Annotated in this window: 12 protein-coding genes and 3 riboswitches; of the genes, 4 read left to right on the forward strand and 8 right to left on the reverse strand. The window is 61.1% G+C overall.

Annotated features, from left to right (window positions below; all coding sequences use genetic code 11):
* Window positions 1-8: 8 nt before the first annotated feature.
* From H0P51_RS15785 to H0P51_RS15815, 7 genes are all read right to left on the reverse strand, one after another.
* Window positions 9-2,042, reverse strand: coding sequence for a proton-conducting transporter transmembrane domain-containing protein (locus H0P51_RS15785; protein ID WP_180913750.1), 2,034 nt, complete (start codon window positions 2,040-2,042; stop codon window positions 9-11).
* Window positions 2,036-2,605, reverse strand: a complete 570-nt coding sequence (locus H0P51_RS15790; RefSeq protein ID WP_246397993.1) for an NADH-quinone oxidoreductase subunit B family protein — start codon at window positions 2,603-2,605, stop codon at window positions 2,036-2,038. Before H0P51_RS15790 ends, H0P51_RS15785 begins: the two co-directional genes overlap by 7 nt.
* A gap of 231 nt (window positions 2,606-2,836) precedes the next feature.
* Complete coding sequence (locus H0P51_RS15795) at window positions 2,837-4,357, reverse strand: hydrogenase large subunit (RefSeq protein ID WP_180913752.1); 1,521 nt, start codon at window positions 4,355-4,357, stop codon at window positions 2,837-2,839.
* The gene (locus tag H0P51_RS15800; protein WP_180913753.1) at window positions 4,354-5,865 is read right to left on the reverse strand and encodes a proton-conducting transporter transmembrane domain-containing protein; all 1,512 of its coding nucleotides are present in this window, start codon (window positions 5,863-5,865) and stop codon (window positions 4,354-4,356) included. The genes H0P51_RS15795 and H0P51_RS15800 overlap by 4 nt, the downstream gene beginning before the upstream one ends.
* 3 nt (window positions 5,866-5,868) lie before the next feature.
* A complete protein-coding gene (locus tag H0P51_RS15805) occupies window positions 5,869-6,552 on the reverse strand; it encodes a hydrogenase (protein WP_180913754.1) in 684 nt (227 codons plus the stop codon).
* Window positions 6,552-7,511, reverse strand: coding sequence for a respiratory chain complex I subunit 1 family protein (locus H0P51_RS15810; protein WP_180913755.1), 960 nt, complete (start codon window positions 7,509-7,511; stop codon window positions 6,552-6,554). Before H0P51_RS15810 ends, H0P51_RS15805 begins: the two co-directional genes overlap by 1 nt.
* 187 nt (window positions 7,512-7,698) lie before the next feature.
* Window positions 7,699-7,773, reverse strand: a riboswitch (Fluoride riboswitch).
* Entirely contained in the window at window positions 7,773-8,648 is an 876-nt protein-coding gene (locus H0P51_RS15815; protein ID WP_180913756.1) for a metallophosphoesterase family protein, read from the reverse strand. (Overlaps the previous riboswitch by 1 nt.)
* A 225-nt stretch (window positions 8,649-8,873) precedes the next feature.
* Window positions 8,874-8,947, forward strand: a riboswitch (Fluoride riboswitch).
* A gap of 28 nt (window positions 8,948-8,975) precedes the next feature.
* Here H0P51_RS15815 and H0P51_RS15820 point away from each other — a divergent pair.
* From H0P51_RS15820 to H0P51_RS15835, 4 genes are all read left to right on the forward strand, one after another.
* Window positions 8,976-9,413: a universal stress protein gene (locus tag H0P51_RS15820; RefSeq protein WP_180913757.1), complete on the forward strand. Its 438-nt coding sequence runs from the start codon at window positions 8,976-8,978 to the stop codon at window positions 9,411-9,413.
* On the forward strand, window positions 9,410-9,982 hold the full coding sequence (locus H0P51_RS15825; RefSeq protein ID WP_246397994.1) for a histidine phosphatase family protein: 573 nt from the start codon (window positions 9,410-9,412) through the stop codon (window positions 9,980-9,982). The genes H0P51_RS15820 and H0P51_RS15825 overlap by 4 nt, the downstream gene beginning before the upstream one ends.
* Before the next feature lie 102 nt (window positions 9,983-10,084).
* A riboswitch (Fluoride riboswitch) is annotated at window positions 10,085-10,145 on the forward strand.
* Window positions 10,146-10,178: 33 nt separating this feature from the next.
* Window positions 10,179-11,714 (forward strand): MutS-related protein, encoded by a 1,536-nt coding sequence (locus H0P51_RS15830; RefSeq protein ID WP_180919000.1) that lies wholly within the window; start codon window positions 10,179-10,181, stop codon window positions 11,712-11,714.
* A gap of 59 nt (window positions 11,715-11,773) precedes the next feature.
* On the forward strand, window positions 11,774-13,237 hold the full coding sequence (locus tag H0P51_RS15835) for a MutS-related protein (protein ID WP_246397996.1): 1,464 nt from the start codon (window positions 11,774-11,776) through the stop codon (window positions 13,235-13,237).
* 22 nt (window positions 13,238-13,259) lie between these two features.
* Here the strand turns inward: H0P51_RS15835 and H0P51_RS15840 are convergent, their stop codons facing one another.
* On the reverse strand, window positions 13,260-14,501 hold the full coding sequence (locus H0P51_RS15840) for an MFS transporter (RefSeq protein WP_180913759.1): 1,242 nt from the start codon (window positions 14,499-14,501) through the stop codon (window positions 13,260-13,262).
* Window positions 14,502-14,607 lie beyond the last annotated feature (106 nt).

The raw sequence follows: 14,607 nt of genomic DNA on the forward strand, positions 1-14,607 counted from the left end.
GGTACGAGTCATGATGTCGCGATCACCACGGCCAGAACCGCCAGTACTGCGATGAGCATGTAAGCCATGTAGGCGTCCAGGCGCCCGGACTGCAGCTTCTTGGCAGTACGCGACACAACGAGCACACCGCGGGTCAACGGGCGGTAGAAGTAGCGCTCGACGACATCGACGACGTCGATGCGATAGGTATAGCGAAGCGCCGAATCTTGGTGATTGCTGGGGTCGTCCTCAGTCTCCAAGAGGGCGGTTCGGGTGAGCAGGACGGTAGCGAGCACGTTACGCACGGGATTGGCATAGCCGGATGAGGTGTAGCCAACGCCGCGGTCGACTCCCGGTGATGCCGAGGACCACGGCGCGACGGCGCGAGCCCGAAAGGGGTTGCGGCCAGCGAATGCGGCCGCACAGGTTGCGATGAGCACGGACATAACGGGCAGCACGATCCACAGCCACGTCGGTGACAATGCAGAAAAATCCGCGAAAACGGGTTGCAATACCCATGGGTCGGCGTTGGCGCTAGCGGCCTGATCACCCACAATCGGCCGCAGGCCGCGCGCGATCAAGCCCACCTGCAGCGGCGCCACCGCGGCAGTGCCAAGGCACCCGATCACGAGAGTCGCTACACCGAATCGGTAGGGCCACTGACGATCTACGCGCGCGGCCGCCGGGATCAACGGCGGCTCATTGATGCGCGACGGGCCAAATGCGGTCAGTGCAACCACCCGTACGAAGGTCACCCCTGCGATACCGATAGTCAGCGCGATCAACGCGCCGGTGACGGCGGTCGACAGTTGCATTGCCAGACTCCTGAATCTGAACTGCTGCATCAGCGACTCGAGAGTGAACCATTCGGAGGCGAAACCTGCGGTCAGCGGAAGTCCGGCCAGCGTCAACGAGCCGATCACCAAACCGGTTCCTGCCCAGGGCAGACGGCGTATGATACCCCCGAGGCGGTCGAGCTCGGTTGTGGCGGTTGCATGTTCGATTGTCGAGGCGGATACAAACAGCAGCGTTTTGCCAAGGGCATGTGCCATCACCTGGGCGGTGCCAGCGATGAGTCCCGCCGCCACCAGCTTGGGTTCATTGGCCGCAGCGCCCACCAACGCCGCACCGAATCCGGCGGTGATCATGCCGGCGTTTTCCACACTCGACCATGAAATCAAGGTGGCCAGATCGGGATTAACCGCTGCGTGAGCGATGCCCAGAATCGCGGTGACCCCGCCGATGATGAGCACCGCGCATACCAGCCAAACCGGTGGGGCCCCAAAGATATTCAGGGTACGCCACATACCGTAGAAGCCAACGTTGACGGCAGCACCAGCGATCACGGCACGGGCAGGGCCGGGTGCGGCGAAATATCCGCGCGGCATCCAAATGTGGGCTGGCACCAGACCGACTTTGATGCCGAAGCCCAATAGCAGCAACGCATACGAGGCTTGTCCTGCGGCACTGCGAGGACTGACCACCGCGGCGGTAAAGGCGAAGGTGTGGGTGTGTGATGCCAGCAGTAGCGCACCCATCAACAGTGCCGCGCCGCTGGCCTTGCCGAACACCACGGTGATTACGGAACCATGTGCCCTGCCCGGAAGCGCGCGGTCATATCCCGATACCAGGTAAAATGCGACGGTCAGCAGCTCCCAGCCGAAGAGAAGAACAAACAGGTTGTCTGCCATCAGAATGACCGCGACCGCGGCCAGGGTTACGGCGATTCCAGCCGGCAGGCGCGACCGTGGTTGGTTCGCCGATGCGGCCGCGGCAATCAGGGCAGGGACGGCGACCCCGAACGACACGATGAGGAAGAGCCCCGATAGCGCGTCCACGCGCAGTGCCGCAGGGCCAAAGCCAGCCAACCCGCCAAGGCCGACTCGTTGTGCGCGACCGCCCACCGCGTAGGCACCGGCTATGACCAGCGTCGCGGCCCCAGCCGTATTCGCGGCCCAGGCCGTAACGACCAATCGACGCTGAGCGACGCGGCCGCGGCGGTGTCCTGCGCATGCGCTGATCAACGCCGCCGCAGCCAATAGCCCGAGCCCGAAAATCAGCATTGCGCGCTCCGACCTGCGGGCAGGGGGACGCGACCCAATGCCAAGAGAATTCCGTGCAGGACACTGAATGGAGAGGCGGGTGCGCCCGGGATCCACACGTCAACCGGCACCACGTCGGAGATCCCGACCCCGCCGGTATACCCGCCGCCGATCAATCCTCCACTGACCGCGTCGGTTCCGACAGCAATCACCACTGTCGGGTTCGGCATGGCGACGAGCGTGCGGCGCAACGGTTCAACCATTCCCGCCGCGCCTATCCCGGTGATCAAGAGAATATCGGCGTGACGAGGACTGGCGGTGAAGAAAATCCCTAACCGGTGTAGGTCGTAGACCGGGTTGGTCAGGGCCTGAATTTCCCATTCATCGCTACCGTCGGATCCGGTGTCGATGTGGCGCAGATGCACCGAGCGTCGCAGGCGGCGCACGCGGCGGCCGAGGGCTGCCCGCACCTGGACAATCGCTTCGTCAGTCTCCTCGATATCCCCGACCACCAGCCCTGCTCGGGTCAATCGCGCTGTGTCCGAGCCAGGTTCCCAGCCGAACCATTCTGGAGCCAGTTGCACGCACCGTCCACAAAGGATGCAGCGCGCCCGGTCCAGTTGTGGTTGCGGCTCAACTGAAATGGCACCGGTGGGACAGGCTTGGGCAGCCGAAGCCAACTGCACAGGATCCGCGTACAAGCTGTTGTCATTGATACCCACGCCTGCGGGGAATTGATCGAAATAATCGTCAGCGCGTGTGGGCCAGCGGCTGGTGATGATGCCGTCGCGGAGCCCCCGGAATATCCACGGCATCTACATCGCCACCCCGGCGTAGCACAGGCCGAAACTGGCTTCGATGAATGGGAAGTCGGTAAAAATATCGCCGCTGAACACATCGTGGAAAAGCAGCATGTTATGCAGGGAAGCCGAGCGGGCAAAGCAGCGGCGGATCGTGCCGTCGCGGACTTCTAGGCCGTAGAGCACCTCGCCTTGAGCCGCTTCAGCCCAGCCCAGTGTGAAGCCGTCGACGACCTCGACCGGCGCCAAGAACGCTGTCTCGGCGAGCGGCGTGAGCCGATCGCACGCGCGGTGGATCAGCTCAGCGGCGATGTCGATCTCTCCCCACCGGACTCGCAACCGGGCCAGCGCATCGCCGTGATCATCGACGACCGCGCCGTCGAAAACAGGGAGTTCTGCGTATCCGTCGTAGGGGCGTTTGCGTGCATCGTCGTCACAGCCCGACCCACGGCCCACTGGACCCAACGCCCCATGTGAGGCAGCCAACGACGGGTCCAGATGTCCGGTTCCGCGTAGCCGGTCGAGAAACGAAGCGTCCATCATCAGCGCATCACGGTCATGCCGGATTCTGCGCACAATCACCGCCAGTCGTGCTGAGACCTCGGCCGGTTCCAGTCGTGGCTGGGCGCTGATCCCGCCGACTCTTACTATCGAGCGGCCAAATCGGTTTCCGCACAGCGCAGAAACCAGTCGCATAACGCTTTCTTTGTGCCATCCGAACCGCGCCAAGGGGATGGCAATTCCCGCGGCTTCGCACAGCCGCGTCACCACATCGAGATGGTTTGCGATGCGTTCGAGTTCGGCGAAGATGACGCGAACCAGTCGCGCGCGCCGCGGCGGGATAGCACCGGCGAGGTTTTCTGCGGCGTGGGCGAAAGCGAGTGCATGGGCCACTGACGAGATTCCTTCCACCCGTTCGGCAACCAGAATGCCGTCAGCAACCGGCAATGCTTCGAAACGTTTGGCGATTCCCCGATGTTTGTAGTGGGGCCGGATATTGAGGTGGGGTATGTCCTCGCCGGGAGTTTCGATGAGAAATTCGATGGATTCATAGACTCCCGACCGCACAGGGCCCAGCGGCAAGGTGAAAACACCGCCACCGCCGACATCCACCGGTGCACACGGTTCGGCGGCGCTTGAGTGGATGCGCGGCGGCAAGGTGGCATGGTTGATTTGGCCGGGCCGTGGTGATGGTTGCCCGGGTTGACGGGCCAATAGCAGCGGGTCGAGCCTCGGGTGTCCAACTGGCACCACACCGGAGAGATCGTGTAGCGCTCGTTCATACCAAAATGCCGCCGGCACATCGGGTGTCAGCGCCGAGTACGACATCGATCCCTCGGAGTCCGGTCGCAATCGGGTGCGAAGGCAACTAACCCGAGAACCGCCGACAAGTAGTGCGTGCAGTTGTTCTGTCTGAGTGTCGTGGGAGGCGTACACGCCGGCAAAGCGGCAGCCGGCGGCGACGTGTCCGACTACGTCAGCCCGCCAGCGTTCCAGCGGCAGGTCAACCGCCCCAATCTTTGTCGCCGAGGTCATCGGCCACCGACCGCGAGCTCGCTTGCGCCATGATTGAGCAGGTTGACCAAGTCTGCCGGAGGGGCTAGCCCGAGGACGAGCAAAGCCAGTACTCCTGCGACAACCGGAGTGACCATCCACCGACTAGGTTCGCCCGGAATCCGAGCGGTATCGGTAGCGGTGGGATCGGTGGGGTGCACGCGGAAGAGAATTCGCGTCGTCGCGAGGGTCAAGCCCAGGAATGCCAGGGTGACCAGACAGACGAGTGCGGCTGCCGCAGCATTGCGGGGGTGGGCAAATCCGCCGGACACGATCTGAAACTCGCTGCGGAATAGGCCGAAAGGCGGCATGGCTGACAACGCCAGAACGGCGATCAAAAACAGGGGACCCGACCACGGTAAGACTCCGATGCCGTCGGCCATTCGTGCCAGTTCCTTGGTACCGAATTTGCGCACCAGCACGCCTGCGCCCATGAACGCGTTGCCCTTAGCTGCAGCGTGGGCCAGCACGTGGAGCAGCACACCCGAAAGGGCGATCGGCGCACCGAAGCTCACACCGATCGCCAGGATACCCATATGTTCGATACTCGAATAGGCAAGCAGCCGTTTAATGTCCCGCTGTTCAAGTAGATACAGCGCGGCCAGGAGCAGTGAGAGCACTCCGAAGACCAGCAGCACCATCTGCGGGAACCGGGGCCCTAGTGCGGCGACCGTGATCTGGTAATAGCGCAGGATCGCATAAAAGCTCACAGCCAAAAGCGATCCCGACAGTAGCGCGGAGACGGGTGTCGGCGCCTCTGCGTGCGCGTCGGGTAGCCACGTGTGCACGGGAAAGAATCCCACTTTGGTGCCATAGCCGACTACTGCAAGCACGAACGCCAACCGCAACGGTGTGTGGGGCGATTGGCCGGCCGCGGCGATTAATGGATCAAAAGCCAAGTCGTATGACTGGCCCAGCACCTGCGCGCCGGCGTAATACATGAAGATGGTTGCCAACAGGCCAATCCCGAGACCTGAGGAGGCGATCAGCACGTACTTCCATGCGGCCTCTGTTGCACCTTCGGTGTCGTCTAATGCAACCAATAGCGCCGAAACGACCGTGGTGATCTCGACTGCGATCCATAAGAGTGCAAGTCCATTGACCAGCGGAGCGCAGATCATCGACCACGCGAAGGCGTTGAGGCCCATATAGAACCGAGCGCTATGGCGGGCGAACCGGGCCTGCTCCTCGGCCGTTTGTTCACGTACCGCGCGCTCTTCGTCGGCGAGGTAGCCGACGGAATATATCCCGACTGTCGCATAGAGGAAACAAGTACCGAGGAGAAAGATCAGTGATAGCGGATCGGCCCTCAGATAGTGCAATGCGGTGATGGTGTGGCCGACACTGGCTGGAACCAACATGGTGGCCAGAACGAAGGTGACAACACCGGTTGCCGCGGTCAGGATTGCCGCGAGGCGATGCGGTGCTCGCACGCATAGCAGCGTCGAAATCAACGGCAAGATGACAAGCAGCACAAGGATTATCGACATGGGTTATCCCCGCAGTCGGTCGAGTGTTTGAGTTGACAGGGATTGCGTCCGTCGGTGATGGGTGCGCATTAAGACCCCGAATACCACCACTGCGACCAACAGGTCGAACAAGAACGCAACTTCTAAGATGAGCGGCATTCCGGCGGCGACCACCAGACTGGCCAGCGAAACACCATTTTCGAGTGAGAAGAAGCCGATCGCCTGGCTGACAACGTCGCGCCGGACGATCATCAAAATGAAGGCCACCAAGATCACCGCCACCGACAGACTCAGCGCGGCGGTGGGCAAGACCGGGGAGTTGATACCAAGGACACCTACGGCGAAGAATCCGAATGCCGCCACACCGATTGAGATCAGCACCTCATTTGCCACTCCGAGCGCACCGCTGCCGGCGATTTCTTGGTTGGCTTCGCGCAACAGGCCCACCACCAGCAGCGGTACCACAATGACCTTCAGTAATAGCGACAAGATGGCCAGCACATACAGTTCGGGCACGTCACGTCCGAACGCGACAACGGCGGCCAACACACTGACGGCCATTGACTGTCCGGCGTAAAGGCGCACTTGCCCGCGCAGCAGTGCCGCGCGCAGCATTCCGAACTCAAGCAGCAAAACAATCAGCGCCACGGTGTTCGCTACACCTTCGTAGACGGTGGGAACCGACTCCGTTGCCGCGAGAGCAAGCATCAGCCGCCTCCCAGGTAGAGGGTGAATACAGCCAGGACGGCCAACAGCAGTGCGGCCGAGACGAATTCGGTAATTTTGAACAGCCGCAGCTTGGCATAGCTGTTATCGATCACCGCCACCAGGCAGCCCAACACTGCGGCCTTGGCCAGTAACGCAAGTATCGCCAATCCGACTGCGGCCGGGCTCGTGGTGGAGGCCATCCCCCAGGGAGCGACAAATACGTTAAGCAAGATGACGTAGAGGACGAACTGCTTGGCGGAGGCTCCCCAATGGAGTAAGGCTAGGTCCGGTCCGGAATGCTCGAATGGGCGTCCAGTCTCAATCATTCCGAATTCTGTTGTTCCGGTGTGTGTTTCGACAGGTATTCGTGCCGTCTCATACAGAATCACCATGAACAGAGCGGCTGAGGCCAATAGGTGGGCGGGACGTACGATCTGGTCGGGGCCACTGCGCACGGTGGCTCCTAGGACGTAAGGAAGGTCAGTCGTGGTGATCAATGCCACGGTGAACACCACCAACAAAACCACCGGCTCAGTAATTGCCGCAAAGGTTTTGGCGCGACTGGACGACAGCTGCGCGTAGGCATCGCCGGTTTCGGCGGCGGCGACTGCCACCAGAAAGCTGGCGAATGCCAAAATTAGGCCCCCACCTTGAATGTCACCCATGTAGCCCAGCGGTAACGCGTAGCTGGTGAGAACGGGGATCAGCATTGGAACGGTGAGGTAGCAGGCGAAGGATGCCAGCGGCGCCAGTCGAAAGAACGGGCCCGCGCCAACCGGAACTAGAGTCTCTTTTCCAAAGAACTTCCGGAGGTCGAAATACGGCTGCATAATCCGCGGCCCGCGACGACCTTGCAGACGCGCTTCTAACCAGGCAATGAAACCACTTATGCCTGGTGCGCCGCCGGCCACGGTGATCACCTGTAACCCTTGAATGAGCGGTAACGACAGGCTGTTCATGAGGCAACCCGTCGTGGGCGCCACACCTGGTCACCCTCGTCACGCCGCCACGGCAGCTTCGCATCAATACGGACGATCGCTGTAGCGAAGACTAAGTAAACAAGAGAATCAGCGCTCGATTTCATTGCGGCGCCGAATGCATCGGGCTGCCACGACTTACGATACAAATCACCTGCGACTCCTTTAGGGGTTCGCAGGTGCCATCAGCCTTGCGGCGGTTCGAAAGCAATGCTTTCTGGCGGACTCCATCGCCAACGTCAGTTAACCAACGGCGATTCGGTTGGTCAAGTCGGAACGGACAGGTCTGGTGCCGGCTCCGGAGCTGAGCCGGTGAGCGCCGAGTTCCGCTAGGTTGACCACAACCATGTTGTTGTCGATGGGATCGCCGTTCTTGCCGAGGCCGTCAACGACAGTGCGATAACCGTCGCCCCGCAGCAACGCCTGATAACGGTGGTGAAAGTGGCCGTGCCACAACCGAGCTGGGCGGGTCAGGTCGACAACGGACCGCAGCCGGACTCGGTAGAGCTCGGAGCGTCGAAGTTCTTGTGCCGGGAATCCGAATCGGTCGCGCGCCGCGCCCGGAACCGTGATTCCGCTCGGACAGTCGTGGCAGAACATCACATCGGCGGACCCGGTGGCTCCTGCGTCATGAGCTTCCTGGGCCGTGATGCATTCCTGTGCCCACCACGATCGTCCGGGTGTGCGCAGAAAGCGGTCGATGGAATAGGCGCCCCCGAGCGCTAGGCATCTGGTCTGGGCCCATTGCCAACGAAATCCCCGTGGCAAATGGACGATGTGTTCGCGCAACGGGCGCAGTCCGTCGGCATCGACGGGCCAGCTCAACAACCGGTCGAAATTCTCGTGATTGCCGTCGACGAATCCCAAAACGATGCCGCAGCTATCCAACGCACGATCGAGCGAGTCCAGAAAGTGGTCGGCGAAGTTGTAGCCGAGGTCTCCTAGGTGAAGCAGCACTGTGGCGTCGCGCTTGGCGGCGTGCTTTATGGCTGCGACGGCGTAGTCGGTATCGGCATGCCAGTCACCCGCGATCGCGATCCGCGACGGCGGGGACAGGATGGAATGTGCTAGCACTTGCCCCGGTGGTGATACGGGCACAGGTAATGATGATCGGTTCATGCTCGGCTCCTGGGTCCGCTTGCGTCGCACGACGTGCTTCAAACACGCCGGGCGACCGGCACTGGTTAGTTCCCAGGGACCGTTGGCAACCGTCGGGCTCTCCCAAGCCCAGACACGGTGGCAAAATTTGCGAGCCCCACCGCCTGCTCTCTCGAGGCTACGCGCCTGTTTCAGGCCAGGTCAATGATATTGGCGCTGGCCCCTATCGGCGCCAACCGGCTAACCTGGCGGTCAGGTGATGGATCTCCACCTGGGTATGCGCCCGAACTGCCGACTCGGCTGATGGCTCCTGATTGGTTGGTGAGCAAGCGGCAAGGAGTCCCCGTCATGGCATTGGTCGTTGGATATGATCGCCATCCAGCCAGCCGGGCCGCAGTGCTTTTCGCCTGCGAATTGGCCGGCGCCCTGAACGTTCCTGTTCACGTCGTCCATGTGGTGGACATATCCGACGGTGTCATCTCCGGTTCGTCGGGGGAGTCGTCCGACGCTGTCAAACGAAGACTCGACACCGAGCGTCGGCATGTCGGGGAGGCGCTCGACGCGGCACACGTGCGGTGGGAATATCATCTTCTCAACGGCGAGCCGGTCAAGGCGCTTCTCAAGATCGCCGAGGACTGTGCCGCAATTTTGATTGTGGTGGGTCGCCCACAGCATGGGATCGGCCCGACCTTAAGTCACATCGTGTCCGGTACCGTCACCCGAAACCTCTTGCGTCGCAGCACCCGCCCCGTTGCGGTGGTTCCAGAGTTCGCGGACAGTCCGTGAGCACCGCCGGCGTGACCCGGGTTTATTTGGCCCGGCACGGACGTACCGCGCTCAATGCGGCGGGGCGCCTGCGCGGGCTCAGTGATCCGCCGCTAGACGAGGTCGGTCTTATCGAAGTCGCTCGTCTCGCCGACGCGCTGGCCTCACGACGTCCCACGGCAGTGGTCTGCAGTCCGCTGCAGCGAGCGGTGGCGACCGCGCAAGCAATCGGCACCGCAGCCAACGCGCCGGTCATCATTGACATTCGACTCAACGATCGCGACTACGGGCCCATGACTGGTCTTCGGCGTGATGATGTTGAACACCGATACGGCAGCGTCGATTCAGCACCCGGAGTAGAAAGCCGGACGGCTCTCGCCGATCGGGCTCGGCGAGCATTCTTCGAACTCGTGGCTGAACTCGGGCCGGGGCCGGTCGTCATGGTCTCCCATGATGCGTTCAACACCGTTCTTCTGGAGCAGCTGGATCCCTCGCTGGATCACGTCAGCCAGCGCACGGCATGCTGGAATCAGCTCAGCCTCGTCGACGGAGTGTGGCGGGTGGACTGCTATGACGTTGTTGCCGAATGACTTGTGCTTGTCCGCCATTTGCGAATGCGATAGGCCCGGGCAAAGGCCGGTGTTCGCGCGGTAGCGCTACCGCCGCCATATCGCGCTGATCTCGGGTAGGATCGTGAATACGGCGATGAAGCTCGCCTCAACTGCCATTTGGGCTGATGGCTTCTACTACGTGGTACGACGCACGGTAGAAGACGGAGAGCGCAAAATGGCGGCCTTTACTAGCATCCTTGGCCCTGGCGTCGGTGATATGCGGAATACCTCCCTGCCGACACCGGACTTCTTTGCAGATCTACACCTTGACCAGATCTTCGCCGCGGTGACTGCTGGGTATGGCGACAGTGACATCGCAACTACTTTCTACGCACCCTTGCGCGAGCTACCAACCGTGCAGTACCGCCAACAGGTGTTCTGTGACCTCGACGATGAGCAGACACGGTCATCGATACAGCAATTCGTTGATGGCGCGCGCGCAATGCGTCGACGACTCAATGTGGCGAGGAGCGCCTGGCATCGCCTCCAACGACAGGGCTGGCTGATCGCTGCGATCGAATCATATTGCCGGGCAGTAGGTCTGCTCTGTGACGACCTCTTGCACATCCGGATTCGTTCTCTGGGCCTTCGTAACTTCGGCGAACACCTCGCAGGCTATGTGAATAGCGAAACGTTCACCACGCTGGTGGCCGAGACGCAGACGATGCGAGATCAGCTGCGCAAGGTGCGCTACCTGGTCCACATCGAAGGCCTGCGGGTGCGTGTTGAAAAGTTCGATGAACAAATGGATTACAGTTCAGTCGTCGCTGAGACGTTCGAACGTTTCGCGACGGAAGTTAGCAAGGACTATCGGGGGGCGCTTCCGGAATTCAACGACATGAACCACGTCGAGGAGCAGATTCTCGAATGCGTGGCCAAACTTCATCCAGAAACCTTCACCCTTCTTGACAGCTACTGCCGGCGCCACGAACACTTCATCGAACCGGTCATCGCAAGGTTTGAGCACGAGATTCATTTCTACTTGTCATACCTAGCGTTCGTGGACCGCCTAACCGCAGCTGGACTTCGGTTTTGCTATCCCGATCTGACAGACGAGCCCGGTGCGATGGAGGTCGGCGACGCCTTCGACCTCGCGCTAGCCATTAACACGCTGCAGGAACAAGATCATCCTGTTACCAACAACTTCAGCCTGTCGGGTTCCGAGCGCATCTTCGTCGTTACCGGGCCAAACCAGGGCGGTAAAACAACCTTTGCCCGAACCATCGGCCAATGCGCCTACCTCGCGGCGTTGGGCTGCCCGATACCTGCCAGCAGGGCCAGACTGACCTTGCCCGACCAGATCTTCACCCACTTCGAACGCCAAGAAGATCTCTCGACACTGCATGGCAAACTCGATAACGAGCTGGTACGTATTCATGACATTCTCTCGCGCGCCACCGACACCAGCATCGTCATCATGAACGAAAGTTTCTCGTCGACCACCGTCAACGACGCCCTGTTGATTGGTCGAGAGGTGCTAGGACGAATTATCGCGCTACACTGCGTCGCGGTCTATGTCAGCTTCCTTGACGAGCTTTCCGCGCTAGATCCAGTGTGCGTCAGTATGGTTGGCGAAGTCGCCCCAGACGACCCGACTCAGCGAACATTTAAATTTAGCCGCCGGCCCGCTGATGGCTTGGCTTATGCCGCCGCGCTAGCCGACAAGTACGGGCTTAGCTACGGCGCCCTGACGCGAAGGATCAGCCGATGAGAGTCCGACTTCTGCATCCGGTTAACGACCCCGATCTATCGCCGCGGCTTCCCTGGCAATTGCAGAACCTGGTCGATGAGGACCTGGAACTACCGCGCGTCTACCAAGCCATGGCCGGCGGCGATGAGTTCTTGCTCGAAACCGCTAAAAAGATCGTTCCACTGACGGTCTGCGACCCCAACGTCATTGTCTACCGACAGCAGGTCTTGGCAGATTGTCTGGCAAATCGCGCGCTGGTGCAGCAGATGTACGACATAGCGCTCGACGGTGTCCAAGTCCGTCGCAAAGTGTTCCTTGGGGGTTTGATGTCCCGCGACCCGCAAGCAATCCTGCGCCGCTCTGTCAGGATCCTTGAAATCCTAGTGGGCAATCTCCGGCAGCTGCAAGCCCTGGCCAACAAGCACGGCAACAGTTTCAGCTCGTTCGGATTTCGGCAGCTACTTGACATGATCCGCATCCAGCTCTGCGACGAGTACCTCGAGCAGTTCGACGCAGACCTTCGCGAGTTGCACCTGCCGCGAGGTGTGATGCTCAGCGCCGCGCTGGGACTAGGCAATAAGGGCACAGATTATCTTCTTCATCAGCCACCCAACCGCAATTGGTGGGACAAACTAACCGGAAACCACGGTGGCAGTTGTGGATTCGTCGTCGATGACCGCGACGAGGCCGGGGCAAAGGCGCTCATCGAGTTGGCCGGGCGTGCAATCAATGACATCGCCAACACCGTCACTCGATCCGCGGATCACGTCGAGGGATTTTTTGCCCGGCTACGCACCGAACTGGGGTTTTATTTGGCATGTGCCAATCTCTATAAACAGCTCATGAAAGTGAATGCGCCCTGCTGCTTTCCGACTCCTACGCCGATGGCCTCGCGCCGGTTCTGCTGTCGCGACCTGCGTGATGTGGGCCTTTGCCTGACCGCCACTAAACGGGTGATCGGAAATGACATCGATGCTGTCGGGAAGTCATTGATCATGCTCACTGGGGCCAATGAGGGTGGAAAGTCGACGACTTTGCGTAGCATCGGTGCCGCACAGGTGATGATGCAAGCCGGCATGTTCGTCACCGCAACGTCGTTTCAGGCCAACATCTGTGACGCTGTCTTCACCCACTTCAAACGCGAGGAAGACGACAGCCACGCCCACGGCAAGCTCGACGAAGAACTTGCCCGCATGAGTGACATTGCTGACTTCGTTGGCTCTACATCAATGCTGCTGTGCAATGAGTCTTTCGCTTCGACCAATGAGCGGGAGGGATCGCAGATCGCCCGCGACGTGATAAGTGCGATGGTTGAGAACGGCGTCAAAGTCGTGTTCGTCACCCATCTGTATGACCTCGCGCATCGTCTCAGCTCCCAAGGTGATCCCAGCTCCTTATTCTTGCGAGCCCAACGTCGCGACGACGGTGTACGGACGTTCCGCCTAGCGCCGGGACAACCGGAGTCAACCAGCTACGGCCAGGACTCATTCAGGCGGATATTCACCGAGGCCGCACGCGAAGTGACCTCAGCCGCCAAATCGTAGGGTCGACCGGCCCACTCGGGAGCTATTCCCGCGATGGACGCAACATTCCTGCGACGACGACGGCCACCACCATCCACGCGGCCGCATATAGGAAAGCGGCCTCTGCGCTGACCACCGTATAAAGTATCCCTGCTACGACGGTCGCCACCACGTCACCCATAGCCTGAACAGCCCCCAGCACGCCGAACCCAGAGCCTCGCAGGCGATCTGGAAGACACTGAGAAACGACGGCCGACTGCGTCGGCTCGGCCAGGCCGATTCCAGCTCCCGCCAACGAAAAGCCCAACGCCACGACGAGCACACTGTGCGCTCCGGTGGCGAACACAACGTAAGAACCGACGTAGACCCCGGCGCCCGCGGCAAAGACCGCCCGCGGGCCACTCCGGTCGTACCATCTCCCGGCCGCCAACGACGCCAGCGTCGCCACTACGTTGTGCGCGGCGTAAAGGAGAATTGCCAGCGATGCCGCGGCAGTGATCGTGCGTTGCGGGGCACTAAGTAGTTGCGTTGCACGAAGAATCAACAACGTGGTCGCGACGTTGCCAAACTCGAACACCGCCACCGGCAGCAGTGCCCGCAGCATGCCAGCGTCGCGTAACCCGGAGACCTCGAATCGTCTTGGCACGGATCGGTTCTTAGCGGGAATTACTCGGCGAGCTTGCCGGGCGGCCATGGTGATCGCCACTGCGGCACACAAGCCAGGGATAGCAGCAAGGACGAGCGCTGGTCGCACCCCGAGCCAGGCCACCAGCCCCGCGGCCAGTAACGGCCCGGCTACCGCACCGAGATTGTCACCAGCTCTCTCCAGCCCGAATGCCCTTCCGTGGGCCGATTCTGGACTCAGCGATGCCAAAAGAGCGTCGCGCGCTGGGGACCGTAGGCCGCGGGATAACCACGCGACGGCGCGCAGTACACCCACTTGCCACACCGTGATGGCCGCACCAATAGCTCCAGTCGCCAATGCGGTGCCAAGGTATCCGCCCGAGGCGACCTTCCCCCGTTTGTCTGGGTCGTTGGCCATCGGACCGCCGACCAGCTTCATGACACCGACTAAAGCGTCGCTAATTCCGTCGATCACACCGAGCGCCGCCGCTGAGGCGCCGAGTGTGCCGGTTAGGAAAGCGGGCAAGAGCGATGTTGTGATCTCGTGACCGGTATCGGAGAAGAAACTGGATGCTCCGACGGCACCCACACCGGCGGTGAACCACCTCTGTTGAGATTCGTCGTCGGACTCGCGACCGCCACGGCTGATGTCAGCACTCATACGTTGCAGGCAAGCACGTTCGGGCCAACAAGGTCACCACTGCGATCGCTCATGGATGCGCTACTGCTAGGCCTTGCGTGATATCTCATCGGTGACATGTCCAGAG

This window comes from Mycobacterium vicinigordonae (genome assembly GCF_013466425.1).
GTDB classification, from domain to species: domain Bacteria; phylum Actinomycetota; class Actinomycetes; order Mycobacteriales; family Mycobacteriaceae; genus Mycobacterium; species Mycobacterium vicinigordonae.

Coding starts and splice junctions, on each gene's coding strand:
- H0P51_RS15785 (WP_180913750.1), bottom strand. CDS start 2,042: ATGCTGATTTTCGGGCTCGGGCTATTGGCTGCGGCGGCGTTGATCAGC.
- H0P51_RS15795 (WP_180913752.1), bottom strand. CDS start 4,357: ATGACCTCGGCGACAAAGATTGGGGCGGTTGACCTGCCGCTGGAACGC.
- H0P51_RS15800 (WP_180913753.1), bottom strand. CDS start 5,865: ATGTCGATAATCCTTGTGCTGCTTGTCATCTTGCCGTTGATTTCGACG.
- H0P51_RS15805 (WP_180913754.1), bottom strand. CDS start 6,552: ATGCTTGCTCTCGCGGCAACGGAGTCGGTTCCCACCGTCTACGAAGGT.
- H0P51_RS15810 (WP_180913755.1), bottom strand. CDS start 7,511: ATGAACAGCCTGTCGTTACCGCTCATTCAAGGGTTACAGGTGATCACC.
- H0P51_RS15815 (WP_180913756.1), bottom strand. CDS start 8,648: ATGAACCGATCATCATTACCTGTGCCCGTATCACCACCGGGGCAAGTG.
- H0P51_RS15820 (WP_180913757.1), top strand. CDS start 8,976: ATGGCATTGGTCGTTGGATATGATCGCCATCCAGCCAGCCGGGCCGCA.
- H0P51_RS15830 (WP_180919000.1), top strand. CDS start 10,179: ATGGCGGCCTTTACTAGCATCCTTGGCCCTGGCGTCGGTGATATGCGG.
- H0P51_RS15840 (WP_180913759.1), bottom strand. CDS start 14,501: ATGAGTGCTGACATCAGCCGTGGCGGTCGCGAGTCCGACGACGAATCT.